Raw genomic sequence first — 26927 nt, forward strand, 5'->3', positions numbered from 1 at the left:
CGGGCCGCTCTCCCGGTAAAGGGCGCTCCGCTTCGCTGCGCGTCGCTGCGCGACCGGACTGCGTCCGGCCCTTGACCGCGAGCCTCGGCGGCCCACTCGGCGCCCTTCGGGCGGTGGAGGCAGCAGGCGCCTCCACCCATCGCCCCGGGGCCCACCAGCCCCGGCGCTCTTGGCCCGGGAGGCTCACGTGTCCGTCGACCCCAGCTCGCACACCTCGGTCATCCGCTCGGTCACCAACCGCGTGGCCGGACAGCTCACTACCGAGGCCTTCGCCCACCACTACGGGACGCCGTCCCAGCAGGTCGGGGTCCGCGTGGGGGACACGCTGACCTACGTCACCGCTGTCGAGGCTGCGGCGGGGATCGCGCGAGGCTTCACCGATGCCCTGGCCCTGGCCGAGCGCCAGCAGCTCGCCTGGACCGCGTCGCTGACCTGGCTGGGCATCGAGCCCGGCACGTACCCGCCCACCCTTCTCCTTCGGTACGGCACCCCGGCCGCCAGCTCCGTCGGCTACCAGCGTCGCCGCGAGATCAGCGGTCAGATCGTTCCCGCCCACGTCTGGGTTCGCGTCGGACCGGTGCTCTGGCAGATCTGCGATCGCGTGGCCGCCCGCCGACTCGCCGAGGTCTGGACCCACTGCGCGCGACTTCTCACCTCACCAACCGCGCCTCCCGCGCCGTTCCTCCGTCCTGACGATGTGGACCCCGCGCCGCGGCGGAGCACGCCGGAGCCGAGCCAGCCGGGGGCGGTGCACGCCGAGGCGACGAGCCAGGCGCGCGACCTGGCCAGCGGGGCGAAGGCAACGACGCCCACGAGCGGATGCGTCGCTGCGTCCGCCGACGACGAGCGGGAGGACCGCGAGCTGTTGACCGCCTACGCCGAGCACGGCGACCGTGGCGCGCTGGCGGTGCTGGCGACCCGATACCACGACGTCATGGTCGGCGCGGCCCGTCGGATTCTGGGTGCGCGCGGGGAGGTCGACGACGCGGTGCAGAACGCCTGGATCAAGGTGGCGACGAAGGCCGACACCTTCCGCGGGGATGCCGCCGTCGGCACCTGGCTCTACCGCATCGCGCACAACGCAGCCCTCGACTCGACCCGCCGGGCCCGGTCCCGCCCGGCTGAGCTGTTCGGCGACCCGGCACAGGTCGCCACCGAGATTCGGCGCTCTCTTGACGGTCCTTCAGATGCCCTCGGAACAATCGAACAGCTGGATGCGAGCGCGGTCCTCGACGATCTGTTGGCGGTGCTGACCCCCGCGCAACGCGCCGCCGTCGAACTCGTCGACCTGCAGGGCCTCGACATCGGTGCGGCCGCCTCTCGCCTCGAGGTCGCCGAGGGCACCCTCAAGTCCCGCCGGGCCCGCGCCCGCGCCGCCATGGGTGCGGCGGCCGCTGCGAGGGGTCTGCGGTTCCCGCTCTGAACCTCCGGGCGGCGCCCTTGCGACGAGGGCGCCGCTCCGCAGGTCCCCGTCCACAGGTCCGGGCGACCCGGGAACCCGGAACCGGCCCCGACCTTCCAACCGGTATGCGTCACGACCACGAGCTCCCACCCGACCTCAGCCCGCCGACCAGCACCTATCGCCACTCGACGGACGACACGACAGGGCCGCCACGCGGCTACGTTGAGCGACTCTTCGCCGCCGCCCTCGATGGCGACCCGGTCGCCGGCGAGGAGCTCGCCGATCTGGCCCCCTGGGACTCGACCGCGGCCGCCGCGTTCGAGGCGCTCGCCGTCGGCGAGTTCGTCCGCGGTCAGGTCGGTGTCAGTTGAGGGGCTCAAGGCCGCCCGGGCCGAGCGGCCCTCCGGGCCGATGGCGGAGCCGCTGCGCGGCGCTGCCCTGGTCCATGTCGGTGCCCGGGGGAGCTTGATCGGGCCGCCCTCGCGGTCAAGGGCGTTGCGCGTCGCGGCGCGACCGGACTGCGTCCGGCCCCTGGACCGCGAGCCTCCGCAGCCCGAGGCGCGCCCGCTGGGCGGTGGAGGCAGACAGCACGCCTCCACCCATCGCCCCGAGCCCCGACTCCACGTACGCGCGTCGAGACCGCTCGACAGGGAACCCTCCCGACAATCCCGAGGAGAACGTCATGACCGACACCGAGGCCCGCACCACGTCGAGCCCGACAACGCGGGTCCCCAGCCAACGCAGCGGTCCCGGCACGCTGACGCCCTCGCCCGAACACTGGCTCGGTGAGGTGCTCGCGGCGATGGGTTGTCGCCGTGCCGGACGCAAGTGGCAGTGCCCCGCGCACGGCCACACCGGGTTGCACTCGGCCGCCCTGGCGATCGGCCGTCGCGACGACGATCGGGGCGCCTGGCTCCACTGTCACGCCGGCTGTTCGGTCACCGCTGTCCTGCGCGCTCTCGGGCTGCGCCCCAACCACCTTCAGCGGCCGCCTCACATCACCCCCAGCCGCTATGTCCACCTCCGCAGGCTCCGTCGGGAATGGCCGGAGCTGAAGAACGCCGCCCACCCGGAGAGGGCCGGCTACCGCCACGAGGCCTGGCACCTCTACGGCCCCGACCACGCGAAGCAACGGATGCGCCGAGCCGACGGCTCCAAGACCATGCGGTGGGAGTCGCGGAACGCGCGAGGGGAGTGGGTCCCGGGCCTGCTCGGCACGCGTGAAGTCGATCTGCCCCTCTACCGGGAGGACGAGGTCCGCATGGCCGCGGCCGCCGGCGAGAGTGTCGTGCTCTGCGAGAGCGAGTCCTCCTGCGACGCCCTGCACGGCGTCTACGCGACCACCTGGGCCGGGGGAGCCGGCAGCCCACCCGTCGAGACCCTCACCCGGGTCCTCGAGGGCGCCGACGTCGTCATCGTCCCCGACCACGACGGCGCCGGGCTTGCCTGCCTCGACCGCCTCGTCGCTGCCCTGCCCCACGCCCGCGTGCTCGTCGGCGAGCCCGGAGAGGACGCCAAGGACCTCTACGACCGCGTAGGTCTCGACCGCTTCCTCGAACAGCTCGCGTCAGCACCGACCGCTGAGCCGCGCGGAGAGCGACAGGACTTCAGGAGTCACGCGGGGTAGAGGACGACGCGGCGGGGAGGCTCGGCCGGGTAGTCGACATCAGTCATGGGCTCGCCATCGACGCGAGCACCACCCGAGTGGATCCAGGTGCGCGCCCGTTCCTCCTCGATGCCAGCTCGCACGAGCCGCTCGAGCACGGTGAGCGGGCGGGCGTCTTCTCCCTGCGGCGAGTCCTCCGGCACGGAAGAACGGTAGGAAGCACCACCGACATCGACGGGGAGACGACACCGGCATGTCACGCGAGCGGGTGAGGCGGCGCTCAGCCACTTCCGCTGCGGGTCTCCCAGCCGGCGCGCCAACGGGAGCAACGCTCGAGGTAGGCCTGCATGTCGGCGCCCTCGAGCGAGCCCGTCGTCCAGCTGTCGGCCAGCACCTCGTCGGGCCAGACGTAGGCAAGGCTCGACCGTCCCGACCTTAGGCGCACGACTTCGACGGAGTACGTCGGGTCTTCGAAGGCGTCGAGGACGCTCCACTCGGTCTCGCTGAGGTCGGTGTACACCCGACCTGTCGCTTCGGCCTCAGAATCGCGGACGAGACCCGGGTACGGCAGGTCCGGCAGCCGCGCCGCCCGCCACCCGGGAGCGCTCGTCTGCTCGCTCGCCGGAACACGGTCGATCAACGTCCGCACCACGTCGTCGAGTGCGAGCGTGCCGTAGACGAACAGGTCAGGCGTTCCCGCCGATCCGCGGTCCGGCGGGCCAGAGCTGCTCGAGCTCGCGCGGGACAAGCGGTCGCTGGTAACCGGCATGCAGAACCTCCGCGAGGAGGCTACCGCGGTGATCGTGCACGTTGAGGAACCAGTCAATGCCGGCCGGGTACGCCCAGAGGTAGGAGCGCAGCTGGGGATCGAGCGACCGGTCGCGAAGGGCGGATGCGACGTCGGCCGGTCGCCAGAACGGCAACCTCGACAGCGCATGGTCACGGCAGGCCGACGCGCTGGCGCCGGCGTTGACCATGAGGTGGAGCTCGGCGTTGACGAGCTGCACGTAGTGGTCGAGCCGGGTCCGCGCCCGCACGAGAGGGTCGTCCGGGCTCGCCACGAGAGGAAGGACCTGCGCCAGGCCCTCGAAGAGGACTTGGTGCGGACAGTGGATGGCGAGCTGCCGGGGCCAGGGCGTTTCCGCGTGCTCGGAGACGTCGGTGAGGTTGGCGTACTGCAGCGCGTGCCCCAGCACCTCGTGGAGCGCGAAGCGGTAGGCGTCGACCTGGGTGAAGGACGCGTTGCGCCGGTTGATCCGCAGCCGAGCTCGTCGGCCCTCGCCGTCCAGCCAGTAGGACCAGTACGCGTCGACCTCCACCGTCTCCACGTCGAGCTCGAAGGTGGTCTCCGCTCCCGTCAGGCTCCTGACCTGCGCCTCGTACTCGCGCGCGTAATCGCGGATGACGTCGCCGGCGTCCTCCGCCGGCACGGTGGGGCTCAAGGCGTCGAAAGCAGTGCGCGTCTGGTCGTCCCATGCGACGTCGACGTCCGCGAGAGCGCGGCGCGCTTGCTCGCCGACCTCGGCGACGTAGGCGGGCGCCCAGCCTGTGGTGGGCGCGCCCTGAGTGAGCTCGATGTACTCGGCCAAGTCGAGGCGTTCACCGAGCAGCGCTCGAAGGTAGGCGAGGTGGGCGTCCAGCACGTAGCTCACGTCGTCGCAGTCGTCCGCCTCGGATCGCAACGCGAGGAACCGGTCGAGGACCTCGAACCTGTCCTGGACGACGTCCCCGACGACATCAGGCGCGCAGTCGAAGTCGATGACCGCGCTCGAGCCGACCTTCTTCTCGAGGTCGTGCCATCCGCGAACGAGGCGCTCCACGCGGTCACGATCCCCCACGCGCGACCTCCCATCGGATCGTCACCGATTGGCCGGGCTGGAGATAATCGCGCGTCAGTGTGATGAGTGCGCCCTCGTCGTCCTCGACGCAGAACAGGTCATCGATGGCGGAGACCTGCGCGCCATCCGGCTGGTCTTCTACGGCGGTGCAGCCCACCAGCATATCTACGCCGCGGTGACGAATCGTCAGCGTGAGGTGCCGGGTGTTCCGCGGAGTGGACTGTTGCCAATAGTGGTCGTGGACGAAGCGGCCACCGCGGGAAGTGTATGACACCGTTCCGATACCGCCCGGTTCGATCGGCGGCGAGAGCACGCAGGCGAACTTCGTCATGTTGCCGATGTCGTGCAGCCGTTGGATCGAGACCCGTCGCTCACCGTCGGGATGCGGTTCGATGCGGACTCCGTCGGTGTTCTCGAACCACTGCTCCCGGAGGAGGCGCTTGATCGGTGCGTTCGTCAGGTTGAGGAGCTCGAACCGGTACGTGACCGAGGACCATCCGTCGGGCTCGATGTCGATGGTGCACTCCATCTCCAGGTCGACGAGGTGGCCGGCGAGGAGCGCCAGCTCCGCGATCTCCTCGTCGGGGATGCGCCGGCGCTTGCCCAGGAGCTGGAGCGCTCTCGCCAGGGATTCGGCCTGGTCGTGGGCAGGACCTCGAAGTGTGTCGACCGGCAGCGGGCCAGAGGACTCGGGCACGGGACGGAGGGGCGTCGACCACGCCGAAGGAACCGGGGCTACGCCCTCGAGGCCGTCCCCGACGGCGACCGCGAGGTCGGCGGTGCTGGGCGCGGCACTGCGCTGAGCGGGGACGAACATCTCGGCCGCCTTGCGGCCCGGGAACATTGCCTCGAGGACCTCGCAGTGCTGAGGATGCGGCAGGCCCTTCAGTTCACCGCACTGCCAACGGTGCAGCTGCGCACGACTCGGCGCCGTGCCCACCAACGAGCTGTCGATGCTCGCCGCGGCCTTGTCGTACTCACGAAGAAACGTCTGGTACTTCTGCCAGTGCTTCTCGCGAAGTAGGTCGCGCAGGACAACGGGATCGGCCATTCCGACTCCCCAACTCGTTCCCGGAAGCGTCAATTGTACGACGAAACGAGACACGGACGCAACGTCGGGAGACGCTCACGGCGGAGATGCGACATCTGAGGCGTCGCAACGCGACGCCTCGTCACAGCACCGTTCAGTACGTCAACGGGTGGTGGCCGTCAGGGCCGCAGCACGAGGGACGTGAGAGCGGGAGCGGACATGGAAGAGCGCAAGAAAGCGCCCGAGGTCATCGGGCGCGGCGACAGCGGACTACTCATCACCGTGGAGGAGGTGGCGCGCCTCTGGTTCGGTGAGGTCGGGAAGAACGGTTCGGCCAGCACGAATTGCCAACGCATTCGGCGGCTCATTCCTCACGTCCTCCCGGCGCGTCGTATCGGTAACCGCTGGTACGTGAACCGGTCGATCGCCGAGGCGTGGGCGGCCGGGTCCGACGCCGCGTCCGCGATGGCGCACCCCGACAACCAGATTCTGGGAGGCGCGTGATGCCCAGCGTCGGTCTCCTGATCCTCTTCGCGATCCTCGGCGCCTTCATCTGCGCCAAGACCCGCTCCGCCGCCGGCGCCGTCGTGTTCTCGCTGGTCGCCCTGGTGCTCTTCATCGGCACTCCCGCCGGACAGAGCCTGCCCGGAGCGATCTCCACGCTCATGTCGACGGTCGACCAGGCCACCACCCCGGCCCTCTCGGGCACGCAGGACGCCGATGCCGAGGGAGGGCCGCGATGAACCTCTCCACGCCCGGCACCGATGCAGGGGCAGCACGCGAGAACTGGCGAGCCTGGGCGGCCTGTCGCGGCGAGGATCCTGAGCTCTTCTTCCCCGTGGCGTCGCTGGGCCCGGCCTACCAGGCCCAGGTCATGGCGGCCAAGGCGGTCTGTCGTCGCTGTCCCGTGCGGTCGAGCTGTCTCGCCGAAGCGCTGCGTCGCATGCCGTACGGGATCGCTGGCGGACTGACCGAGCAGGAACGCCGCCACCTGCGCCCCGCGACCGGCCTGGGCGCTCCGCGGTGGCGCGCGCTCCTCGAGGCCGGCCGGCCGCATCCCGAGGTGGCGCGGTTGTTCGGCGTGAGCGTGCGGACCGTCGAGCGATGGGCGTCCCGACTGCGCCGTGATCAGCAGACCGGAGCCGAGGGAGGTGCCCGATGAGCGCGCTCGAGGTGAGCCGACGTGAGCAGGCGGCGTGGAGGACCCGCGAGCTCGTGCGCGGAGTGGCGGTGATCGCGTTCGACGCGATCGAGCACCGGGAGCCCATCGAGGGGTTCCACGAGCTGTCACGTCCGGCGCTGGACGACCCGCTGGCCGGGGTGCGCGCGGGGCGCCTGGTGTCCGACGTCGCCGCGGGCCAGCTGCGGGAGTGGGCGCTGCGCGCCCGGGGTGCCGGTCGTACCTGGGACGACGTCGGCGAGGCGTTGGAGCTGCCCGCCGCCCTCGAGGGCGGGACGCGCGCTGAGGCGGCGTGGGAGTGGCTGGTCGAGCACCGCCCGGCCGCGCCGTCCTGCGAGCCCGGCTGCCCTGGGTCGGCGGTGTGGGCGTGCACGACCTGCCGAGGGCGTGTGCGTGACACCGGCCCGTTCGCCTCACACCCGGACGACCGCGAGACCGGCCACGTCGACGGCTGCGCCCGACGGGCCGCCGCCCTGCAGGCATGGCGCCGCGAGACGGAGGGAGGGTCCGATGTCGAGGAGTAGAGGTCGCAGGACGTCGGCGCCCAGCACAGCCCTGGGGCAGACCGCGCCGCTGCTGCTGGGCACGGAGCTGGTCCGTGCCGATGTCGCGGCCACGATGCTCGGGCTGCCGTTGGGGGAGGCCCCGGCCGGCGGGCCGGTGACGTGGGCGCTGTTCGTCGACGCGGTGCTGGTCGGCCGCACCGACGAGGTGATGACCGACGAGGCGGCCCAGGGGTGGGCACGGCGGATGCTCGGCGACGGCGTGCGCTTCCAGCTCGGCCATCGCGACGGTGGCTACTGGCTCGCCGACGGGGCTGATCGCGCCCCGTCCGGCCACGGCGGGTGGTCACGGTGATGGGCACATTCGTGATCTTGGTGCTGCTGTGCGCAGCGACAGCGGTGTCGCTGACGCGCGGGGCGATCCGGCCGGCGATGGTGTGCGGGGCGCTGGCGGCGCTGCCGGCGACGACGCTGCTGCAGGCGCTGTCTTGGTCGGCGCTGCTGGTCGGGATCGCCGTGCTGGTGCTGGTGGGCTGGCACCGCTGGTCGCGGTCGCGGGCGACGATCACCCGGTGGTCGGCGCGGTCACGCCGCCGCGCGGGGGTCGCCTCCACCATCGACATCGCCCGGCACGCGGGCACGGTCGCGACCCGGCGGCGGGGGAGCACGGTGCGCCCGTCGTTGGGGCCGCTGCTGCGCCGCGAGGGGTGGGCGGTGCCGACCTCCGCGGTCGGGGTGGAGCTGTGCCGCGTCGCGCTACAGCGGGTGTGGTCCTCGGTCGAGGACGTGACCCTGGTGTTCGGCGGCCCGCGCACCGGCAAGACCGGCTGGCTCGCCGGCCGCGTCCTCGATGCTCCGGGCGCGGCGGTCGTGACTTCGACCCGCACCGATCTGCTGGAGCTGTGCGCCCCGATCCGGCAGAAGAGCCGGGGTCCGGTGTTCGTGTTCAACCCGGTCGGCCTGGGCGGGCTGCGCTCGACGATCAGCTTCGACCCCCTGACCGGCTGCACCGACCCGGTGACCGCGATGGAACGCGCCACCGACATGGTCTCCGCGACCTCTCGGGCCACCCACGGGGACGCGGAGCGCTGGGACGCCCAAGCCCGCCGAGTCCTCGCGGCGCTGCTTCATGCGGCCGCGCTCGGCGGCGGGTCGATGCGCGACGTGCTCGGGTGGGTCGCGGACAACGCGCGTGCCTCGCGGGAGGTGCCGGCATTGCTGCGCCGTTCTCAGGTGGAGTCGTTCGAGAAGGCCGCCGAGCAGTTCGTCGAGACCAACGACCGGACCCGGACCTCGATCACCAACTCGATCATGCCGGCCCTGGGGTGGCTCAACCATCCCGACGCCGCGGCCGCCGCGGCGCCCACGGATCAGCCCTTCGACGTGGAGGAGCTGCTTCGGTCGCGGGCGACGGTGTTCCTGCTCGGCGCTGAGGAGGCCGACACCGGCCCGCTGGTGTGCGCGCTGACCGGGCACATCGCCCGCGAGGCCCGCCGGCTCGCCGTACAGAAGCCATCGGGGCGGCTGGACCCGCCGCTGCTGCTGGCGCTGGACGAGGCGGCGCTGATCAGCCCGGTGCCGTTGGAGAACTGGACCGCGGACATGGGCGGGCGCGGGGTCACGATCATCGCCCCGTTCCAGTCCCGCGCCCAGCTGCTGGCCCGGTACGGGGAGCACAAGACCGCCACGATCTTGAACAACACCGGCTCCGTGTTGCTGTTCGGCGGCACCCGCGACCGCGAGGATCTGCAGTTCTGGTCGACGCTGGCCGGGGAGCGCGACGAGCGGATCACCACCACAGACATGCGCGGGCGAGTCGCCTCGCGGACGGTGCGCAAGGTGCCAGTGCTCGCCCCGGCCCAGATTGCGAATCTCCCGGCGGGGAAGGTCGTGGTCTACCGGCGGGGGATCGCCCCGGTGATCGGGCGGGCGCGCATGGCCTGGACCCGCAGCGACGTGCGCGCCCAGCGTCAGCAGGTCGCGACCGGGTGGCGAGGCCGGTGGCAGCGCACCCGCGCGTGGGCCGAGGTCGGACTCGCCGCCCTGCGGCGTCGGGTCGCCGCCCCGCAGCGCCGCCGCACCGCCAGCACTGGCGCCTGGTGGCGGCGGCTGGTGAACGCCTGCCGGCGGACCACGAGCTCGGCGCCTCCTGCGGAAACGCAGGACGGGCCGCCGTTGGTGATCGATGTCGAGCCCGTCGCCCCTCCCGTGCTCGGCGAGCACGACCACGAGCACGGCGGTGATCGGACGTGGTTGCGATGACCTCTCCCGACCTGCGCCGCCCAGCAGGTCGAGCGCGCGGAGGCAGCCGCGTTGACGGCGGGCCCCGAGTTCGACCACGACCGCTACCGCCTCGATGCGGACGAGCCCCAGCACGACCTCGACAGCGTCGAGCACGCCGCACTCGTACAGGAGTCCTTGATGAGCGAGCCCACCGACGATCGGACCCGCACCGTCGAGGCCGACCCCGCATGGCCGGCGCCGGACCCGACCCTGCCACCCGAGCAGCTCACCGACCGGGAGCTGATCGCGCGTGCCGCGTACTGCGACGAGATCGCCCACACCGGCAGCCCTGCCGACCAGGCCGTCGCGCTGCGCGACCTCGACGCCGCGTGGGACGAGGCCGAGCGTCGCGCCGCCGGGCAGCCCGCGATCAGCATGCCGGCCCAGGTCGCCGGCTACATCGGTCTGGTCCGCGAGGACTACGACCATGCGCTCGCAGCCGAGGCTGCGACGTGGCGCCAGCAGCTCGGCACCGCGCTGCCGCCCAGCGAACACGCCCTTGGCCTCGCCGCCGACCGCGTCCGGAGCACCGCCGCCGCCCGCGGTGCTGGCGGCGAGCTGACGGTGGGGGAGCGCGCGGACCGCGCGCAGAGCCTGGCCCAGGCCGCGGGGGTGGATGTCGCCGGCTACGACCCGGACACCGACGTCTACACCGACCCTGACACCGAGCAGGTCGTCCGCCTGGACGGACGACCCGCTGCGAAGGACCCGGACGCAGTCGACGGGGAGGTCTCCTCCGCGATCGCCGAGCGCGACGGGTTCGTCCTGGTCGACCTGACCGCGCCCGGCGGGGTCCGCACGCTGACCGCCGAGCGCGCGACGCTCGTCGAGCAGGCTCGCACCGGCCAACCGACGCAGCCAGCGCAGTGGACCGCGGACGAGCACGAGGCCTACCTCGACAGCCGGCCCGACGAGGCCTCGCCGTTCAACCCGGCCGCGGACTACGGCGACCCGGACTGGCGCGAGCCCGCCTCGGACGCCGAAGCCGTGGCACGCACCGCGTGGCTCGAGGAGAACACCCCGCCCGCGGCGGGCTGGTCGCTGCAGCCGAGCACCGAGGTCGACGACGCCCTGGCTGAAGCCCGTGAGCGGGCGATCCACTCCGACTGGGCCCACGACCACGACCCCTACGCGTGGGCGCAGTACCGACGCCTCGAGGCCCTCGCCGAGCTCGCCCCGCTGCCCGAGCGCGACGCCCTCGACGACCTACCTCGCATCGGCCGGGACGAGCCGGACCGTGGATCGATGCAGGACTGGCACGGCGACGAGCGCCGCCTCCGCGAGCACGTTGCCGACGAGGGAGGCTCTGACGACAGCAGGAGCGTCGGGTCGTCGACCGGTGCGGTGACCACCAAGGCTGCCGGTGCTGATGACCCCGTCACCGCGGACGACGCGGCGCCACCTGACGACCTCGAGCGGTTGCGCCAGCGCGTGGAGGACCTGCAGGCCACGATCGCCACTCGGGAAGCGAGCTTTGAGGGTGAGCGCCGCGACCAGCTGATCCGCTGGCACGACGACGATCACCGCGCCACTGACGTGCAGCTGGACACGCGGGGCGACGGTGACGGCGAGCCGGGGTGGGCCCGGTGACCCGCCGCCCACCGGGACAGCCCGGCGGGACCGACGGTGGCGAGTTCGCCCGGGTCGAGGCCCTCGCCGGCCTCGCCCGTGAGGTGGACGGGCTGCGTCGCGGCTTGGAGGCCCTGGTCGGCACTCCGACCCGGGTCGACGACCTGGCCCGCACCGTCGCCCAGCTCGCCGACGCCGTGTCCGCCGTCCCCGCGCGCCCGGGCCCGACCGTGGCGCCCTCGTGGCTGGCCGCCCCGACCGACTCCGAAGCCCTCGCAGCGCTGCTCGACGAGCTGTGCCGCTGGCTGCACGCGGTCTTCCTGCGCTACCCCGACGGTGCCGCGGTGCTGCCCGAGTGCTGGCTCTGGCACCCCGACGTCGTCGAGGAGCTGCTCTGGTTGATGCACGCCTGGCGCGCGGCCTACGAGGGCCGGGGCGCGTCGGTCCAACTGGCCGGGGACTGGCACGACCGCCAGCGCCCCGGGGTCGTGCGTCGATTCAAGACCTCGGTTGCGTCGTGCTCGCGGGAACGGCACCAGACCCGGCCCGGGTGGAACAGCGCCCCGCTCGGCGCCACACCGGTCCCCGGAGCCGGCGCGGCGACATCGATCGCCTGGTGGTGGGCCGCCGCTCGGGATGACGCGCCCCCGGAGCCGGCGGCCGAGGACACCAACCGGCCGAACGGGGCCGGCATCAGCACGGCCATGAACGGCACCGGGGGCCGCGAGGGATGGTCGCGATGACCGCTGCCGACCAGTCCGAGAGTCGCGCGGAGCAGCGCGCACGCGACGCCGAGCGCGCCGAGTGGGACCGCCTCAGCGACATCTACTTCGCGCACATGAACGCGATCGCGCCGGACCAGTTCCACTGCTTCTGCGGCTCTCTCGACGACCTCCGCGCCGCGGTCGCCGAGCTCGACCGCGAGGCAGCGCGCGACCCCGCAAGGACGCCCATGGCGGTCCGGGACGCGAACCGCGGGGCCGCCCACCAGAACGGCGCCCTCCGAGACCAGGCCCGCCGCGAGCAACTCACCCGCTGGCACGGCGACGACCGCGAAGCCGCGCACGCTGCCGGCGACGCCGACGCGGGGTGATCGCGGTGGCTGAGAATCAGACCGACCCTGTGGGCGACGTCGACAACCAGGCGCCCCGAGCGGGCGCGAGGGGCGCGCTGCTCTGGCTCCCAGGTCTGGCAGTTGCGCTCGGCGCGGCCATCGCCACCGCTCACGGATTGTTCGAGGTCGCCGTAGCGGCGCGGGTGCCGACCGGTATTGCGTGGCTCTACCCGCTGATCACCGACGGGCTTGCGCTGGTGGCCTACAGCGCCACCGCCCGTCTGCGCGACGGCGCGGCCCGCTACGCATGGTCGGTCGTCGTCACGGCGGCCGGGCTCGCCCAGGCCGCCTACCTCGCCGGAGGGCCGGCGGTCGAGGTCGCGCCGGCGCTGCGGTTCGGGGTCGGCGCCTGGCCGGCGATCGCGGCGGCGGTCGTCGCGCACCTGCTCTACCTGCTCGCGACCGCGCACCCCGATCACGCCGTTCAGCCCCCGCCGCCGCGGGACCCAGCGTTCGACGTCGTGTCCGTTCAGCACCACGGCGTTCAACTGCCCCCGTTCACTCCGCCCCTCGTACAACCCGACGCGCTCCCCGGCGCCGTTCACCCGCCAGGAGACGCGGAGGTCGAGGACGCGGAGCCGGAGGGCGCTGGGCGTGCTCCGACGAGTGCCTCGACGCCCCGCGCCGCGCCGTCACCGGCGCGCGACCGGGCCGAGGCGGCCGCGTCGCAGCACGCCCAGCGCCATGGCGCCTGGCCCACCGTCAGCGAGCTCGAGACTGCGGCCACCGTCTCCCGCGGCACCGCCGCCGCGCTCAAAGCGCTCCGCGACCGACCGCTGCCCCTGCACTTGATCAACATCGCCGATTCCGACACCACCGACGAGGCCCACCCGTGACCACCGAAGCGCCGATCACCACAACCAGCATCACCGACCAGACCCACCGGCCAGCAGAAGAACAAGAGCTACGAGCACGACCACTTCCCGACACCGATCACTACGCCAAACAGACGACCAGACACGAGCAACAGGACCGAAGGGCGAAAAGATCAAGGGAAAGATCAAGAGCTGCACACCTATGCATCACGATCCCTAGGCACGGGCCGGCCTCCGGCCGGCCCGAAACACACCGTTGGCGACCGGACCGGCTTCTTGATCTTCAAGGGCGGCCGGAGCACCGCGGAGAAGGTCGTCCGGATGCTGAGCGTCGCATCGGGCTACTCACCGGACTACCTGCTCAAGGAAGTGGCCGCCGGCCGCGAGAACTACTACACCGGCGCGGTCACCGACGGCGAACCGCCGGGGCGCTGGTGGGGGAGTGGCGCGGAGAAGCTCGGTCTGACGGGCCTGGTCGACCCGCAGGACATGCGCGCGGTCTACGAGCACTTCCTCGATCCGCGCCACGAGGCCTTCCGCGACCCGGACCGGTGGGACGAGGTCCCAACCCTCGGCCACCGCGGTCGTCGGTACGCAACTGAGGACGAGCTGTACGCCGCGGCGCTTGAACGCGAGCCGGACGCCTCGGCTGAACGCCGCGCTGAACTCCAGGTCGAGGCAGGCAAGCAGGCCCGCCACAACGTCGCGTTCCTGGATGCGACGTTCAGCGTTCAGAAGTCGGTGACGGTGCTGCACACCGCGTTCGAAGCCCAAGAAGTCGCCGCGCGGGCGGCCGGTAATGACGAGGCCGCATCAGCCTGGGGCGAGTACCGGCAGGCCGTCGAGGACGCCATCTGGGCCGGCAACAACGCCGCCCTGTCCTACTTGGCCGAGCACGCCGGCTACGCCCGCGTCGGGCACCACGGGGGAGCGGCCGGCCGCTATGTCGACGCTCACGACTGGGTCGGCACGTCGTTCTTCCAGCACGACTCCCGCGACCACGACCCGCAGCTGCACATCCACAACCCGATCCTCAACCGCGTCGAAGGCTCGGACGGGCAGTGGCGCACCCTGGACGGGCGCAGCATCTACCGCTTCCGCCCGGCCGCCGCCGCGGTGGGGGAGCGCACCACCGAGGAGCGCCTCACCGAGACCCTTGGCGTTCGTCTGGCGATGCGCCCCGACGGCAAGGCCCGGGAGGTCATCGGCGTCGACGAGACCGCCACCGACCTGCTCTCGTCGCGTCGCCGCGCTGTGACCGCGAAGGCCGCCGAGCTCATCGCCGACTTCGAGGCCCGTCACGACCGCGCGGCCAACGGGCTCGAGCGGGACCGGCTCTCCCGCCAGGCCACCCTGGTCACGCGCCGCGCGAAGTCCCACGAAGGAGAGACCCGCGAGCAGCTACTCGACCGCATCGACCGCCAGCTGCGCGACGAGGTCGTCGGCGGGCTGCGCGGCGTCGCCGAGGACGTCCTCGCCGCGAGGAGCGAGTCGCAGCTTGCGGTCGACTCATGGTCGCCGACCGCAGTGCTCGAGACCGCGCTCGCCGAGGTCCAGGACAAGAAGGCCGGATGGACCCGCGCCGACCTCACCCGCGCCATCAACGACGCGCTCCCCGACACCCTCGGCATCGCCGACGGCGACGACGTCACCACCCTGCTCGACCGACTCACCGACCAGGGCATCGCCCTGGCCACGCCACTCGACGCCGCCCGCCCCGGCCACGACGCACTGCCCGACGAACTGCGCCTGGCTGATGGATCATCGGCCTACCAAGCACCCGGCGCGCGGCTCTACGCCACGCCTGACCATGTGCACACCGAACGAGCCATGGTCGCCGCCGCCCGACGTGGCGAGGCCGCAGCAGCACCGCACTTCGTCGCCGACCGATTCCTGACCCAGCTACGCGAGGCCGGACTCGAGCTCGGCGTCGACCAGGCGGCGGCTGTCCGAGGCGTCCTCACCTCCGGTGCGAAGGTCGAGACCCTCGTCGGACCGGCAGGAACCGGCAAGAGCTTCGTCGTCGGCACCATCGCCCGCGCGTGGTCCGACCCGGAGCTGCGCGGAGCTGCCGCGGGCCGCGTGTTCGGCCTGGCGACCAGCCAGGTCGCCACCGACGTCCTCACCGACGAAGGGCTCACCGCGCGCAACGTCGAGCGCTGGCTCAAGACCCAGGAGCGCCTCGCGCAAGCCGACCGTCCGCACCCCGCCGACGCCGCCTGGACCCTGTCCGCCGGAGACCTCGTAGTCATTGACGAGTCGGCGATGTCCGACACCTCGGCGCTCACCGCCGTCCGAACCCACACCGAAGCCGCCGGCGCCAAGCTGCTGCTCGTCGGAGACCACCGCCAGCTCGCCGCCATCGGCGCCGGCGGGGCGATGGACCTCGTCGCGCAGACCGGCACCCGCTACGAGCTCGCCGAAGCCCGCCGCTTCCACGAGAGCTGGGAGGGGCCGGCGTCCCTGCGCCTTCGCGATGGCGACGAGACCGTGCTGCGCGATTACCACCGTCACGGTCGCCTGATCGACGCAGGCAGCCTTGACGACGCCGAGGTATCCGCCTCGCGCGCCTGGCTGGCCGACACCCTCGCCGGACGTCGCTCACTGCTGATCGTCGACACCAACGACCAGGCCGCCCGCCTGAACGCCTCCCTGCGTACTGACCTCGTCCGCCTCGGACGCGTCGAGGAACACGGCGCGTTCCTCGGGCGTGACGGCACCTACGCTGGCATCGGCGATCTGGTCGCCGCCCGCCGCAACGGCTGGGAACTCACCGGCCGCGCCGGCAACCACCGCGGACCCATCAACCGAGAGACCTACCGCGTCACCGCCGTCGGTGACGACGGCTCCCTCACCGTCATCCGCACCGACGGAGAGAAGGCCGGGTCCGAGCGGTCGTCGGCCCGACCGATCGTGCTCCCCGCCGAGTACGTCGACGCTGACGTCTCCCTCGCCTACGCGGGCACCGTCCACTCCGCGCAAGGCGCGAACGTCGACACCGGTCACCAGGTCATCACTCCCGCCACCGGTCGTGCCGCGGCCTACGTCGGGCTGAGCCGCGGCCAGGAAGCCAACACCGCTTACGTCACCACGATTACGGGTCCGACCGACCCCGCCCGCGGCCTCGCCGCCGACCACTCCGTCCACCGCGACCCCATCGCCGTGCTCGCCGCGGTGATGGCCAAGGACGACGGGCTCGAAGCCAAGTCCGCGCTGGCCATCGCGACCGAGTCCGCCGCCGACGCGGAGACCACTCGCACCGCGGGGGAGCTGTTCGCCGATGCCGCCGCTCTGGCCGCAACCGAACGCACCGGCCGATGGCTCGACCGCCTCGCCGCTGACGGGGTGATCACCGGCGACGACCGTGCCCGGCTCGCCGCCGAGGACGGCGCCGCTTCGCTCACCCGCGTGCTGCGCCGCGCGGAGATCTCCGGCAAGGACCCCGAGCTGGTGCTTCGGGACGCCGTGGCCGACCGGCCCCTCGACGGCGCTCGCAACGTCACCAACGTCGTCCACGCCCGCATCCGCGACGCCCACAGCTTCGACCCTCAGGGCACCATGTGGCGCGAGTGGACGCCGGCGACTGGTCGTGCCGACTGGGACCGGTACCTCGAGACCCTCGCCGACGCCGCTGATCAACGGACCGCCGAGCTCGCCGAGGAGCTCGCCGAGACCGCGCCACCCTGGCTGATGGAGGCACTCGGGCCCGCGCCTGCCGACCCGCAGGAGAGAGAGGAGTGGCTCGACGCGGCTGGCACGGTCGCTAACTGGCGCGAGCTGCAGGACCACAACGACCCCGACGACGCCCTCGGCCCCGCGCCGGCGCCCGGCAAGGTCGAGGCCTACGCCTCCTACCGCGCCGCCTGGCAAGCCCTCGGCCGCCCTGACATCGACCGCGAAGAGCTCGAGCTCTCCGACGGCCAACTCAGAGTTCGGCTCCGAGCCCACGAACGCGAGGCGGCCTGGGCACCCCGCTACGTCGCCAACGAGGTCGCCGGCACCAACCAGGCCGCCGACCGCGCACGCCAGGACGCCGAACTTCGCCGCGCCGAGGCTCAGGCCGCCGCCGACGAAGCCGAACAGACACGCCTGCACGAGGCCGCCGACGCGACAGAGGCGCTCGCCGGCACGCTCAAGGCTCGCGCCGGCGAGCTCGCCGAGCTCGACGATGCGCGGTCCCGCTGGCTTGCGCACACCGCCGGGACTCGTGCGGCCGCGGAACGCGCAAAGGCCGAGCTTGCCGCCCGCCACGCCGACGACGTCGCGCCCGAGCCTGTGGTCACCGCGCGAGAGTGGCTCGCAGCGCACCGCCAGGCCGTCGTGGACGAGGAGGCCAACCGAGACGTAACCGACGCCGATGTCAGCGACCGCCCGACGGACATCGACGATGAGAGCGCGGACGAGGCCGGACGAGAACAGCCCGAGGCGGGCGAGGTCCTCGACGACGAGCCAGCCGCGGACGAGGAGCAGGGCGCTCACGCCCCGCCCGAGCCCGACATCCGCGAGATCGCGGACGCGGAGCCGCCGCAGGTCGCCGAGGACAACGTCCGGGTCCCGACGGCCGACGAGACGTCGGCAGCGGTCGAGCGGGCCAACCGAGCACTCGCCGAGATGCGAGCACGCGAGGAGACGGACGCCCGCGAGGAGGAGCAACACCGCGCCGACCAACTCTCGGAGTGGCAGAAGCGAGACGAGACCGAGAAGGACGTCGACGCGGACATCAGCGAGAGCACAGACCAGGAGGAGGTGGACGCCTTCGATCAGGTCGAGGTGTGAGCAGGGTCGTCGGCACTGGCGGCCGACGGCAGCGCGAGGGGCGGCGGGCCTTCCGCGCGCCACGCCCACGTCAACGTCGCGCGTACCCCCTCGCACCAGCCAGGACGAGCGGCGAGATCAGGCCGTTGCCGCTCAAGGCTTTGCGCCGCGAGAAACTCTTCCTCGATCAGCTCCTCGTAGGCGAGGACCCTCCTCCTCGTTGCGGGCGAGCGGGTGATGCCGCTACCGCGCGAAGTCCGAAGTGGCGCGGCTGCCATCCAGCGGCAGGTTAGGGCCACTGCCCCGGCGTACCAGTCGGTGATGTCCCGAGCTCCGTGCTCAGTAGCCCGAGCACTCGCGGCTTCCCACAGCGCGATGAACGCCTGTCGAGGCACCCGAAGATTGCCGATCGGGACACCATCAATGTCCGACCGGGTGACTTCCACGTGTAGAGGGTGACACCCTGAGGCGCAGGAGGCGAGTGACGTCCGTCAGCTAAGCGGTCACGGCTAGGGCTACCCAGCTGTCGGCTCGTACTACGACTTGGAGTCGTCCCCTGCGCTGTAGGCCGCGCTAGTGTCGGCCTGCGGACTGCCATGGGAGGGTGACGCACTAGTCCCGTGGCTTTGGGACTCCGACCGCCTCGTAGCACAACGCCTCGAGTTTCGCGGCACGTAGGCTCAGGAACTTCTCGATGCGCTCGGCGGTGTCCTCGATCGCCCAGGCCTGTCTGACCCATTCGGGGTCAACCTGACCACTATCGACGTCCGACTCACGCACGTCAGGACGCGCCAGAACGTCAAAGGGTGAGGTATTCCTCAGCGCCTTGTTTGTCGCCTCGGCAAGAACTGCGAAGTTTGCGACTGGATCCGCATCGCCCTTCCAATGTTTCTTCAGGTACTCGTCCGGGATAATGTGATGGAACTCCACTGGACTCGCAAGCTCTAGGAAGCGCTTGTGCTGCAGCCAATCTCGAGCATCTAGAGTGACTGTTCGGCAGAGGATTCCTCGGAGCAGCATCTCGTTCCTGCGACGCCCATCCTTCAAGAGCTCGCTGTCGAGTCTGAAGTTGGCGATAAGCGGGGGAATCTGCGCTGGATCGTATTGCCATGCCGTTAGCGACTGCGCATCTGAGACTGCGCGCGTGTTGGCGCCCTGCGAGTATGTCTGCGAGAAGCTCGTTGCCCAGAACCAGCGCTCTAGGTCGGACTCCAGTCCAGCGCGACGAGGGTTCTTAGGAAGCATCAAGTGGGCAAGCGGTAGTAACATGCTCTGAGAAGGTAGGAGGCTACGCTGAATGACCCCACAACTGTCCTTTAGGAAGTTCACCGCCGACGTGTATGCCGCGACGGCATCATCCCAATGCGAGATAACGGTGTGTGGTTCAAGGCTAAGGACATCCGACTCTCGGACGCCCTTCACCGTGCGTCTGACGTTCGCCGCTCTCTGCTGGAGATGCTCCAATAGCGCGATGACTTTTAGGATCTCCACACCGTCTCGGTCTTTGTCAAGTCCAAATTCAATAAGCTCGGGGTGGGTGTCGCGGGCCTCGAGCCATCGGTCGCGGAGCCTAAACTCGTAAGGATAGAGGCGGGCGACCATCAGGTCGAAAGTGGCGAGAGGAGTGCCTGTCTTGTTCAAGGTCTCAAAGATCTTCGCAATAGCTTGAAGCGGTACTTCAAACGGAAGTCGCACGACAGGAACGTCGTAACCCTTGAAACCCGGTAGGTGGCGAGTTCGTGCTGAAATCAGCGCGTCCTGCTCCTCGGTGTCTTCCACATAGCGAAGCCACTTCTGCCATACGCTGTCGTCGATCAGGATGTGGACAGGTACAATTCGACTCTGCGCCTGCTCCTTCAGTGTCGGGTACTTCTTAGCGAATCGACTCCGTTTGAGGTACTGGAGGTTCTCGTCATCGAAAGTGTCGTTAGCGTTCACCTCTCCAAGGTCTATGTAGTAGACCTCTTCTGCTCGGTCGCACAGCGCCTGATAGAGTGCTGTCGTTCTCTGTTGCCCATCGAGTATGAGAAGCGTCGGACTCGTTAACGGTGGTGCGTCCTTCAGGGGCTTTGTAGCGAAATCGGGTTGACCGTCGACCGCCAGTAGCAGGAACGTTCCGGCTGGCCATTTGCGGGTGTAGGTTCGGAGTAGTTCTGCAACTTGGGGTGGCCGCCAGATGAAATCGCGTTGGAACTCCGGAAGTGCAAGATTGCCATCATCGACCAGTTTGATCAAATCGGCAACGGCATAATTCTCCGGCGTGAGTTTCACGCGCACATGATATATGATCTGGTCAAAGCCGCGAGGTTGGGGTCTGACACCCCGACGAACCAGAAAGTTGTGAGTGAGCGCCGCTGACAAGGGCCGCTAGGCATCGAAGCGGCGCCGGCGAAGCTCTCTCGCTGCTCAAGCTCGCGGGAAGTGTCAGTCGTCTGAGTGATGGGGCGTCGAGGCGGGTCCAGCGAAGTCGAGCTCTGGGACCTCGACCAGTCGGCTCTGAACCCGAGTGGGCAGGTGCGTATATCAAAGGGTTGTGGGGTCGGCCAACCTTGAAGCTGACTCGGCCCTCGCGCAGGCCCTTCGAAGGCTAGCGTGTTACTCCTGGGCTGGAACGACACAACCTGCCGTAATGAGCCCGTCCGCCGCCAGCCAGTTTCTCCTCGAACTCCCTCGCCGCAGTCGCGACGGGCCCCCGTCCGGTTCCTCGGCCCCGCCCTGGAGCTCCTATCCACTCGTCGACCGCGAATCGGTGGCGCCACATCACGACTTCGCCGGCATCGTTGACAACGGCCACTGCGCCGAGCCGTGCCAATCGCACAACGGGGTGATCGAACTGCTCATGTAGCAGGCTCTGTAACCAGCGACACCCACGGAGCCCATCGCTGTCACAGTCGGTTCTCTCGGCATAGACCTTTGTGCGAGGCCTTCCTCGCCGTCGGCGCGTCGCTCACTTGTGAAGGCTAGTTTCGAGGTTCGATGCCCCTGACGCCTAATCGATCGTGAGTGGCCATGACCAATCATGTCTCAGGGCAGCGTCGTGCAAGAGGACGAAACCTGGCCAATCCTCCCAGTCGTGTGGAAGCGCCACGGGAGGAAGGGCTTTCGCGGCAATCGACTTGTGTTCAGCGACGGGAAGTAGATTCAGGTGCCGGAGCGCGAAGCCTTGGTGGATGGTCATTAGTGCACGAGACCTGCCGCCGTCCACTTCCTTATCCGCCTGGTTTGCGGCCTCTCGATAGAGCTTCAAGCCCTCGTCGAGATTTCCCTTCACGATCTGGACGAGCCCAGACGTTGCGCGCTGATAGAACGTGCTCGAGCTGGAACAGTTCAGAACATTCTGGGCGACATCACTTCTTCCTGCTAGCGCAAGCGTGTAAGCGATGTTGTTCGAGATGCTGCGAATCGGACCGAATTTGCGGAGCGTCTGCATCGCAAGCCGGCCAGCCCCCTTCCAGTCGTCCCGTACCTGCCCAAGAAGCAAAGCGCGTTCAGCCCAAACAGTCGGAAGAAGAGGCTCGACTTCTTGCCACTTCGCAGTGAGTTCAAGGTGTTCCTCGAAGTCGCACCTCAAGTAGGCAAGCTTGGCTCGCAGGCTGACCGAGGTGGCTTGCGCGCAATTGGCCTCAATGCGTCCAAAGCTCTCTTCGAGCGCCTGATGATGCTGCCGCTTCCGGCTCAAGTGCGAAAGTGCTTCGACAAGGGCTACGCTCTCCGGCTCTTCGTCCGTTCGACGCTTGACTTGTAAGCGCGCTAACTCAGCGTCTTCTTCCGAGCCGATTGTTAAAATCGATACATCCGCTTCCAACTCCTTCTCTAGCCGGAGGAGGCCCGCCGCTCGAGCGCCACGGGCAGCGGCCTGCAGCAGGCGCTTGCCCTTTCCTCGCGCTCCAGCGGTAAGCTCGATTCTCGCCTCGGCGATAGCTAAGTCAATGGTGCCAAATCCATCGAGACTCTTCAGCCGTCGAACCTCATTCCGACCAGCATCGACGTGGCCTGAGGTCGCCAAGAGATCGAGAAGCGTCAGGCTGACGTCCCGTCGACTAGGAGCAATCTTAGACGCCTGCCGAGCAGCTGTGATGGCCTTATTGAGAGAGCCAAGCTTTGAGAAGCAAATCGCCATGTTGAGGGCTGTGTCCGCTCGACGACTGTTCTCGCTCCAAGCCAGTCTCAGCTCGTGTAGTGCCTTCGCGTACTCTTGCCCGACAAGATAGATGTACCCACGAAGGCTCGCTGCTTCTGCTGACTCGTCGTCCGCCAATAGGCGGAGTGCACTCTTGATTCGGCCCGCGTCCACGGCGTACCTGGCCCGTAGACGGCGAAGTTCGAGGGTAGGGGGAAGTTCTGCAAGAAGATTATCTGCGAGGTCGCGGCGGCCTTCCTCTGTCAAGGTCGTGGCTGCCGCGAGCGCCGACGGAAAATCAAACATCCGGAAGCCAGACTCCGCGCTGCGCTTGTATACCAAGCGCAAGCATGCTTCCGCTGCAGCTGCTGCCGCGTTTTTGTTCCCGGCACATTGCTCAGCGTGAGCCAGGCGGCTGTAGGCGGCCGGCGACTCGGGATTGGAGTCACGCGCATTTCGCGCCTGCTGCGCCCACTGCTCCGCTCTGGCCGTCCACGCAGTAAGATCGATGGTCGCTGGCTCTTGCTTCAGTGCTCCGTGCCCGCTCGAGGTTGCGAAGTCTCCCGGCTCACTCTTCTTGTCCGGATTCCTGGGCAGGGGCGAGAAAGAGTCGCTCTTGGATACCAGGTCTAGCAAGTTTCCATCAGTGGGCTGGAAGAGACTCATGACGCCCCCGCGGCGACTAGGTGTGGGGTTTCGACCTCGACTAGGCTATTACGCACAATATCGACGCGCCGGAGGAGCCAGTCTAGGCCAGGCTCGACGACTCGTTCCTTCTTCTTGTTCGATGTCTTAGGAACTCGGTGGGCGGGAAGCGGACAGCACAACTGGCGAAGGAGCGGGGTCGCCTTATCTCGGATAGAGAGCGGGACGGAGCTGGCGAAGAGTTCGAAAGCTCTTTCGTAGTCGTCTATGAGCGCGTCTGGCGGCAACTTCTGCCCTGAAGCGTGTAACGTCGCGAACCTCTGCATTGCGCTGAAACCGTCCCCCAGCGCTATGCTTGTAATCCCTTGGCCTGTGGCGAGTTCGAAGAACACGGAGCCTAGGCCATAGAGGTCGGCGAGTGTATGGCACTTGGGCGAATCGGACCCGAGGCCGAGTAGCAATTCTGGTGGAGCGAAGCGGTAATCACCCAAGGGGTGGGTGTACATCTCGAGAGGATGAAGGCGTGGCCCCGCCCAATGGCGCGATCGGCCGAGATCCGTAACCTTACTCTCAACAGAGTTCTTCGGGCGCATGAAAAGGAGGCAGTTCTCGCTCTTCATGTCTCGGTGAGCAACTTTGCGGAGATGCATCTGGTGCACCCCTCGGACAACTCCGCGCCAGAGGGAAAGCCGATCGCGCCATGCGAGTGTCTCGCGGTTCAGTACCAACTCTTCTAGACAGCCAAAGCCAAGCTCAAGGGCGAGGTAGGGAACACGTACCGGCATCGTGTCCCCGTTGGCGACCGGGACGAAGCAGTCGGCCTCGTCCGACTCGAAGAGCCGGACAACGCTAGAAGAGACGTTCAGGATTCCGAGCAGGACCCCCTCGTTCCGGAACTCACTAGCCTGACTTTGACTAGCACTGGGCGGGAGTAGCTTGAGCGCTACTTCCTGGCCCGTTTCGCTGTGCTCCGCTCGAAACACGAGTGCGAATCCGCCGGGCGCTATGAATTCGCGAATCTCGTACTTGCCGACTGTCTTGCCTTCGAAAAACTGTCGCCAGTAGTCATTCATTAAGGCTGGACTCCAAAGTGTCTATCGAGCTGTACGTTCGCCTTAGCCGGTCAAGCTCTTCAGGGTGCTCGGTAAGGATCTGAACAATGTCATCGGGGACCTTGCCATTCTGGAGTGCAAGGACGTCGGCTGGCACGCTGTAGTAGTCAGCGAGCTTCCTCGTGGTCTCCGCGTTGGGATGACGTTCGCCTCGTTCGATCCTCGAGAGCTGGGAAGGTGCAAGTCCAAGGTGGCTTGAGGCCGCACGAAGCGAGCGCCCCTGCTCGCGCCGAAGGCGGCGGAGGAGGCTCGCGGCGGACTCGGGTGTGCTCACGCCACGAGGCTAGGCGGTGTTGCCACTGCTGGCAACACCGTCGGACAGCGCCTCTTGCGCCTGCGTGTGGCCTGCGGTGCGAGCCTGCAAGGCATCCGATGATGGGACTTGGGTCAGTCGTCGCCGCGACATTGGGAAGGTGAACCGCCCCGGCGTGTCCGGAGACCAGACGGTCTGAGGAAATCTGGTCATGACACGTCGTTCCCAGCCGCCCTATCCGCTGGAGTTGCGGCATCGGGCGGTGCGCATGGTCGCCGAGGTCCAGGGTGACTACGACTCGACCTGCGCGGCGATGAACGCAGTCGCCGAGAAGCTCGGGATCGGCACCGGGGAGACGGTGCGCACGTGGGTCCGCCAGGCCGAGATCGACGGCGGTGTCCGGCCGGGGACCACGAGCGAAGAGTCCGACGAGCTCAAGCGGCTGCGTCGGGAGAACGCCGAGCTCAAGCGGGCCAACGACATCCTCAAGGCGGCCTCGGCTTTCTTCGCGTCAGTGCCACGATGATCACCGCCTGGCAGGGTTCGCTCCTTTCTTCGGTGCCCGCCCCGAGACGAGCGTGGTGGCTTCTCGGCGATGTGCGGCCCTGTCGGGCGTCCGGGTCGCCCGGGAGGCGTGGCTTGATAGGAGCGTGCGCTCGGCCCCACTGAGGCGTGCCCGCTCCCGGGCGATGCGGAGGACACGTCCCGACGCATCTTCTGGAGCGGCCCGCGTGGTGATGATTGGAACTGACTCGCACAAGCGCACCCACACCGTCGTCGCGCTCGACGACGTCGGACGTCGGCTCGGGGAGCTGACCGTTGCCGCGACCACCGAGGGGCACCTGAAGCTGCTCGCCTGGTCAGGGCAGTGGGAGCAGGTCAGCTTCGCGCTCGAGGACTGCCGGCATCTGACCCGTCGCCTCGAGCGGGACCTGCTCGGCGCTGGCGCCCGGGTGGTGCGGGTTCCGACGCGGCTGATGGCCGGCGCCCGACGTGGCGGACGCGAGCCGGGCAAGTCCGATCCGATCGACGCCCAAGCGGTCGCGCTGGCGGCGCTGCGCCACGACGGCCTGCCGGTCGCGGAGCTCGACGGCCCCGCCCGTGAGGTGCGGCTGCTGGTCGACCATCGCCGGGACCTGGTCGCCGAGCGGACCCGTATCCAGAGCCGGTTGCGCTGGTACCTCCACGAACTCGATCCGACCCTGGCGGTGCCGAGCCGCGGGCTGCGGCGCTTCCGCGTGATGGATTACCTCGCCGAGCTGCTCGCCGACCGTGACGGCGCACTCGGGCGGGTCAGCCGGGAGCAGCTGGCTCGTTGCCGGGAGCTGACCGTGCAGATCAACGAGCTCGAACGCGAACTGCGCACTCTGATGCGCCGGCTCGCCCCGACCCTGCTCGCCCTACCCGGCTGCGGGGTGCTCTCGGCGGCGACGCTGTTCGCCGAGACGGCCGGAGCACGCCGCTTTCGGAATAAGGATGCCTACGCCCGCTTCACCGGCACCGCCCCGATCCCGGTCTGGTCGGGCAACACCGCCGGGAAGGTGCGGCTCAACCGTGGCGGCAACCGCACCGCGAACTGCGCCCTGCACATGATCGCCCTGACCCAGACCCGCGGCATCGGACCCGGCGCCAGCTACCACCAGAAGCTCCTGGCTGCCGGCAAGACCCGTACCGAGGCGCTGCGTCTGCTCCGTCGTCGCGTGTCCGACGCCGTGTTCGCGGCCCTGCGGGCCGACGAACCACCCGCGACCGCGCACCCGCCCTCGCCGGCCGTCGCCACCACTGACCGCGATCTGACTGCGGTCGCTTGACATAGGAGCATCGCCGAGATCGACCGGCCACCGCGACGCTCGTGAGGTTCATCGAGCAGCACGCCGCCCGCACCAGCTGCGGGCGGCGATGGGGCGTCGAGTCGATCTGCGGTCAGCTCGCCGAGCTGGGCGCACCGATCGCCCCGTCCACCTACTACGACGCCCGCCGCGCGCTGGCCCATCCGCCGCCCGCGGCCCTGCCCGACGAGGCACTGGTGCTGGAGATCCGCCGAGTGCACGCGGACAACTACGGCGTCTACGGCGCCCGCAAGGTGTGGCTGGCACTCAACCGCGAAGGCATCCCGGTCGCGCGCTGCACCGTCGAGCGCCTGATGCGCGCCCACGGGCTGGCCGGCGTACACCGCGGCCGCCACGTGCGCACCACCATCCCGGGCGAGGGTGTGCGGGCCCGTGACCTGGTCGGACGGGAGTTCAACCCGCCGGCGCCGGACCGGCTGTGGGTCGCGGACTTCACCTACGTCGCGACCTGGTCGGGCATGGTCTACGTCGCCTTCGTCCTCGACGCCTACTCCCGGCGCATCCTCGGCTGGCGCGCCGCCACCACCATGCGCACCAGCCTCGTACTCGACGCGCTCGAGCAGGCCGTGTGGACCCGCGAGCAGCAAGGCCGCAACCGCCATGGGCAGCTGATCTTCCACAGCGACGCGGGGTCGCAATACACCTCGATCGCCTTCACCGAGCGGCTCGCCGAAGCCGGCGTCGCCCCCTCGGTCGGCACCGTCGGCGATGCGCTCGACAACGCGCTCGCCGAGTCGACCCCGGTTGTCGTGCGTTTTCTCGAGCTCGGCAGCGCGGGCTTCGTGCTCACGGGCATAATTTGCCCAGCGGTCGACGTCCGCGGTGAGCTGCTCGCGCTCTGGACCCTCAGGG

The 26927-nt window shown here is 69.5% G+C and carries 24 protein-coding genes and 2 pseudogenes; 17 read left to right on the forward strand and 9 right to left on the reverse strand.

Annotated elements, in window-relative coordinates; translation table 11 throughout:
- Positions 1 to 241 precede the first annotated feature (241 nt).
- The 3 genes from ACYX4T_RS27960 to ACYX4T_RS27970 all read left to right on the forward strand — a co-directional run bounded on the left by ACYX4T_RS27960 (position 242) and on the right by ACYX4T_RS27970 (position 3029).
- Positions 242 to 1423, forward strand: coding sequence for a sigma-70 family RNA polymerase sigma factor (locus tag ACYX4T_RS27960; protein ID WP_476012466.1), 1182 nt, complete (start codon positions 242 to 244; stop codon positions 1421 to 1423).
- A 104-nt stretch (positions 1424 to 1527) separates the two neighbouring features.
- On the forward strand, positions 1528 to 1773 hold the full coding sequence (locus ACYX4T_RS27965; RefSeq protein ID WP_476012467.1) for a hypothetical protein: 246 nt from the start codon (positions 1528 to 1530) through the stop codon (positions 1771 to 1773).
- Between the two features lie 311 nt (positions 1774 to 2084).
- Positions 2085 to 3029 (forward strand): hypothetical protein, encoded by a 945-nt coding sequence (locus tag ACYX4T_RS27970; protein ID WP_476012468.1) that lies wholly within the window; start codon positions 2085 to 2087, stop codon positions 3027 to 3029.
- Here the strand turns inward: ACYX4T_RS27970 and ACYX4T_RS27975 are convergent.
- The 4 genes from ACYX4T_RS27975 to ACYX4T_RS27990 all read right to left on the reverse strand — a co-directional run bounded on the left by ACYX4T_RS27975 (position 3017) and on the right by ACYX4T_RS27990 (position 5897).
- Positions 3017 to 3211 (reverse strand): hypothetical protein, encoded by a 195-nt coding sequence (locus ACYX4T_RS27975; RefSeq protein WP_476012469.1) that lies wholly within the window; start codon positions 3209 to 3211, stop codon positions 3017 to 3019. The genes ACYX4T_RS27970 and ACYX4T_RS27975 overlap by 13 nt on opposite strands.
- 77 nt (positions 3212 to 3288) lie before the next feature.
- Positions 3289 to 3777, reverse strand: a complete 489-nt coding sequence (locus ACYX4T_RS27980; RefSeq protein ID WP_476012470.1) for a gamma-glutamylcyclotransferase family protein — start codon at positions 3775 to 3777, stop codon at positions 3289 to 3291.
- Positions 3695 to 4828, reverse strand: coding sequence for a hypothetical protein (locus ACYX4T_RS27985; RefSeq protein ID WP_476012471.1), 1134 nt, complete (start codon positions 4826 to 4828; stop codon positions 3695 to 3697). Before ACYX4T_RS27985 ends, ACYX4T_RS27980 begins: the two co-directional genes overlap by 83 nt.
- A gap of 4 nt (positions 4829 to 4832) precedes the next feature.
- Positions 4833 to 5897 carry a hypothetical protein gene (locus tag ACYX4T_RS27990; RefSeq protein ID WP_476012472.1) on the reverse strand — a complete coding sequence of 355 codons (1065 nt, stop codon included), beginning with the start codon at positions 5895 to 5897 and terminating at the stop codon, positions 4833 to 4835.
- Positions 5898 to 6095: 198 nt separating this feature from the next.
- Here ACYX4T_RS27990 and ACYX4T_RS27995 point away from each other — a divergent pair, with 198 nt between their 5' ends.
- The 11 genes from ACYX4T_RS27995 (at position 6096) to mobF (ending at position 18116) form a co-directional block, all read left to right on the forward strand.
- Positions 6096 to 6380, forward strand: coding sequence for a hypothetical protein (locus ACYX4T_RS27995; protein WP_476012473.1), 285 nt, complete (start codon positions 6096 to 6098; stop codon positions 6378 to 6380).
- Complete coding sequence (locus ACYX4T_RS28000; RefSeq protein WP_116709536.1) at positions 6380 to 6619, forward strand: hypothetical protein; 240 nt, start codon at positions 6380 to 6382, stop codon at positions 6617 to 6619. The genes ACYX4T_RS27995 and ACYX4T_RS28000 overlap by 1 nt, the downstream gene beginning before the upstream one ends.
- Complete coding sequence (locus ACYX4T_RS28005) at positions 6616 to 7038, forward strand: WhiB family transcriptional regulator (RefSeq protein WP_476012474.1); 423 nt, start codon at positions 6616 to 6618, stop codon at positions 7036 to 7038. Before ACYX4T_RS28000 ends, ACYX4T_RS28005 begins: the two co-directional genes overlap by 4 nt.
- On the forward strand, positions 7035 to 7580 hold the full coding sequence (locus ACYX4T_RS28010) for a hypothetical protein (protein WP_476012475.1): 546 nt from the start codon (positions 7035 to 7037) through the stop codon (positions 7578 to 7580). The genes ACYX4T_RS28005 and ACYX4T_RS28010 overlap by 4 nt, the downstream gene beginning before the upstream one ends.
- Entirely contained in the window at positions 7567 to 7914 is a 348-nt protein-coding gene (locus tag ACYX4T_RS28015; protein ID WP_476012476.1) for a hypothetical protein, read from the forward strand. The genes ACYX4T_RS28010 and ACYX4T_RS28015 overlap by 14 nt, the downstream gene beginning before the upstream one ends.
- The gene (locus ACYX4T_RS28020) at positions 7914 to 9821 is read left to right on the forward strand and encodes a type IV secretory system conjugative DNA transfer family protein (RefSeq protein WP_476012477.1); all 1908 of its coding nucleotides are present in this window, start codon (positions 7914 to 7916) and stop codon (positions 9819 to 9821) included. Before ACYX4T_RS28015 ends, ACYX4T_RS28020 begins: the two co-directional genes overlap by 1 nt.
- Before the next feature lie 51 nt (positions 9822 to 9872).
- Positions 9873 to 11432 carry a hypothetical protein gene (locus tag ACYX4T_RS28025; RefSeq protein WP_476012478.1) on the forward strand — a complete coding sequence of 520 codons (1560 nt, stop codon included), beginning with the start codon at positions 9873 to 9875 and terminating at the stop codon, positions 11430 to 11432.
- Complete coding sequence (locus ACYX4T_RS28030) at positions 11429 to 12154, forward strand: hypothetical protein (protein ID WP_476012479.1); 726 nt, start codon at positions 11429 to 11431, stop codon at positions 12152 to 12154. The genes ACYX4T_RS28025 and ACYX4T_RS28030 overlap by 4 nt, the downstream gene beginning before the upstream one ends.
- Entirely contained in the window at positions 12151 to 12504 is a 354-nt protein-coding gene (locus ACYX4T_RS28035; RefSeq protein WP_476012480.1) for a hypothetical protein, read from the forward strand. The genes ACYX4T_RS28030 and ACYX4T_RS28035 overlap by 4 nt, the downstream gene beginning before the upstream one ends.
- On the forward strand, positions 12501 to 13361 hold the full coding sequence (locus tag ACYX4T_RS28040) for a serine/threonine-protein kinase (RefSeq protein ID WP_476012481.1): 861 nt from the start codon (positions 12501 to 12503) through the stop codon (positions 13359 to 13361). Before ACYX4T_RS28035 ends, ACYX4T_RS28040 begins: the two co-directional genes overlap by 4 nt.
- 300 nt (positions 13362 to 13661) lie before the next feature.
- Positions 13662 to 18116, forward strand: a complete 4455-nt coding sequence (gene mobF, locus ACYX4T_RS28045) for a MobF family relaxase (protein WP_476012482.1) — start codon at positions 13662 to 13664, stop codon at positions 18114 to 18116.
- Here the strand turns inward: mobF and ACYX4T_RS28050 are convergent.
- From ACYX4T_RS28050 to ACYX4T_RS28070, 5 genes are all read right to left on the reverse strand, one after another.
- Complete coding sequence (locus tag ACYX4T_RS28050; protein ID WP_476012483.1) at positions 18101 to 18541, reverse strand: hypothetical protein; 441 nt, start codon at positions 18539 to 18541, stop codon at positions 18101 to 18103. The genes mobF and ACYX4T_RS28050 overlap by 16 nt on opposite strands.
- A gap of 166 nt (positions 18542 to 18707) precedes the next feature.
- Positions 18708 to 20366 carry a GmrSD restriction endonuclease domain-containing protein gene (locus tag ACYX4T_RS28055; RefSeq protein WP_476012484.1) on the reverse strand — a complete coding sequence of 553 codons (1659 nt, stop codon included), beginning with the start codon at positions 20364 to 20366 and terminating at the stop codon, positions 18708 to 18710.
- A 718-nt stretch (positions 20367 to 21084) separates the two neighbouring features.
- On the reverse strand, positions 21085 to 22881 hold the full coding sequence (locus ACYX4T_RS28060) for a tetratricopeptide repeat protein (protein WP_476012485.1): 1797 nt from the start codon (positions 22879 to 22881) through the stop codon (positions 21085 to 21087).
- Positions 22878 to 23933, reverse strand: a complete 1056-nt coding sequence (locus tag ACYX4T_RS28065; protein ID WP_476012486.1) for a serine/threonine protein kinase — start codon at positions 23931 to 23933, stop codon at positions 22878 to 22880. The genes ACYX4T_RS28060 and ACYX4T_RS28065 overlap by 4 nt, the downstream gene beginning before the upstream one ends.
- Positions 23926 to 24246 (reverse strand): helix-turn-helix domain-containing protein, encoded by a 321-nt coding sequence (locus ACYX4T_RS28070; RefSeq protein ID WP_476012487.1) that lies wholly within the window; start codon positions 24244 to 24246, stop codon positions 23926 to 23928. The genes ACYX4T_RS28065 and ACYX4T_RS28070 overlap by 8 nt, the downstream gene beginning before the upstream one ends.
- Before the next feature lie 190 nt (positions 24247 to 24436).
- On the opposite strand from ACYX4T_RS28070, the pseudogene ACYX4T_RS28075 reads away from it, so the two are divergent.
- The 3 genes and pseudogenes from ACYX4T_RS28075 to ACYX4T_RS28085 form a co-directional block, all read left to right on the forward strand.
- Positions 24437 to 24730, forward strand: a pseudogene (locus tag ACYX4T_RS28075) (transposase); the annotation flags it as partial.
- Positions 24731 to 24962: 232 nt separating this feature from the next.
- Entirely contained in the window at positions 24963 to 26036 is a 1074-nt protein-coding gene (locus ACYX4T_RS28080; protein WP_476015388.1) for an IS110 family RNA-guided transposase, read from the forward strand.
- 14 nt (positions 26037 to 26050) lie between these two features.
- Positions 26051 to 26812 (forward strand): annotated as a pseudogene (locus ACYX4T_RS28085) (IS3 family transposase); the annotation flags it as partial.
- Positions 26813 to 26927: the final 115 nt, after the last annotated feature.

It is taken from the genome of Actinomycetospora sp. ABD4_176 (assembly GCF_056311855.1).

Bases quoted from the DNA above. Each gene is read 5' to 3' on its own strand.
- ACYX4T_RS27965 (WP_476012467.1), top strand. From the start codon at position 1,528: ATGCGTCACGACCACGAGCTCCCACCCGACCTCAGCCCGCCGACCAGC.
- ACYX4T_RS27970 (WP_476012468.1), top strand. From the start codon at position 2,085: ATGACCGACACCGAGGCCCGCACCACGTCGAGCCCGACAACGCGGGTC.
- ACYX4T_RS27980 (WP_476012470.1), bottom strand. From the start codon at position 3,777: ATGCCGGTTACCAGCGACCGCTTGTCCCGCGCGAGCTCGAGCAGCTCT.
- ACYX4T_RS27990 (WP_476012472.1), bottom strand. From the start codon at position 5,897: ATGGCCGATCCCGTTGTCCTGCGCGACCTACTTCGCGAGAAGCACTGG.
- ACYX4T_RS27995 (WP_476012473.1), top strand. From the start codon at position 6,096: ATGGAAGAGCGCAAGAAAGCGCCCGAGGTCATCGGGCGCGGCGACAGC.
- ACYX4T_RS28000 (WP_116709536.1), top strand. From the start codon at position 6,380: ATGCCCAGCGTCGGTCTCCTGATCCTCTTCGCGATCCTCGGCGCCTTC.
- ACYX4T_RS28005 (WP_476012474.1), top strand. From the start codon at position 6,616: ATGAACCTCTCCACGCCCGGCACCGATGCAGGGGCAGCACGCGAGAAC.
- ACYX4T_RS28010 (WP_476012475.1), top strand. From the start codon at position 7,035: ATGAGCGCGCTCGAGGTGAGCCGACGTGAGCAGGCGGCGTGGAGGACC.
- ACYX4T_RS28015 (WP_476012476.1), top strand. From the start codon at position 7,567: ATGTCGAGGAGTAGAGGTCGCAGGACGTCGGCGCCCAGCACAGCCCTG.
- ACYX4T_RS28020 (WP_476012477.1), top strand. From the start codon at position 7,914: ATGGGCACATTCGTGATCTTGGTGCTGCTGTGCGCAGCGACAGCGGTG.
- ACYX4T_RS28035 (WP_476012480.1), top strand. From the start codon at position 12,151: ATGACCGCTGCCGACCAGTCCGAGAGTCGCGCGGAGCAGCGCGCACGC.
- mobF (WP_476012482.1), top strand. From the start codon at position 13,662: ATGCTGAGCGTCGCATCGGGCTACTCACCGGACTACCTGCTCAAGGAA.
- ACYX4T_RS28060 (WP_476012485.1), bottom strand. From the start codon at position 22,881: ATGAGTCTCTTCCAGCCCACTGATGGAAACTTGCTAGACCTGGTATCC.
- ACYX4T_RS28065 (WP_476012486.1), bottom strand. From the start codon at position 23,933: ATGAATGACTACTGGCGACAGTTTTTCGAAGGCAAGACAGTCGGCAAG.
- ACYX4T_RS28080 (WP_476015388.1), top strand. From the start codon at position 24,963: ATGATTGGAACTGACTCGCACAAGCGCACCCACACCGTCGTCGCGCTC.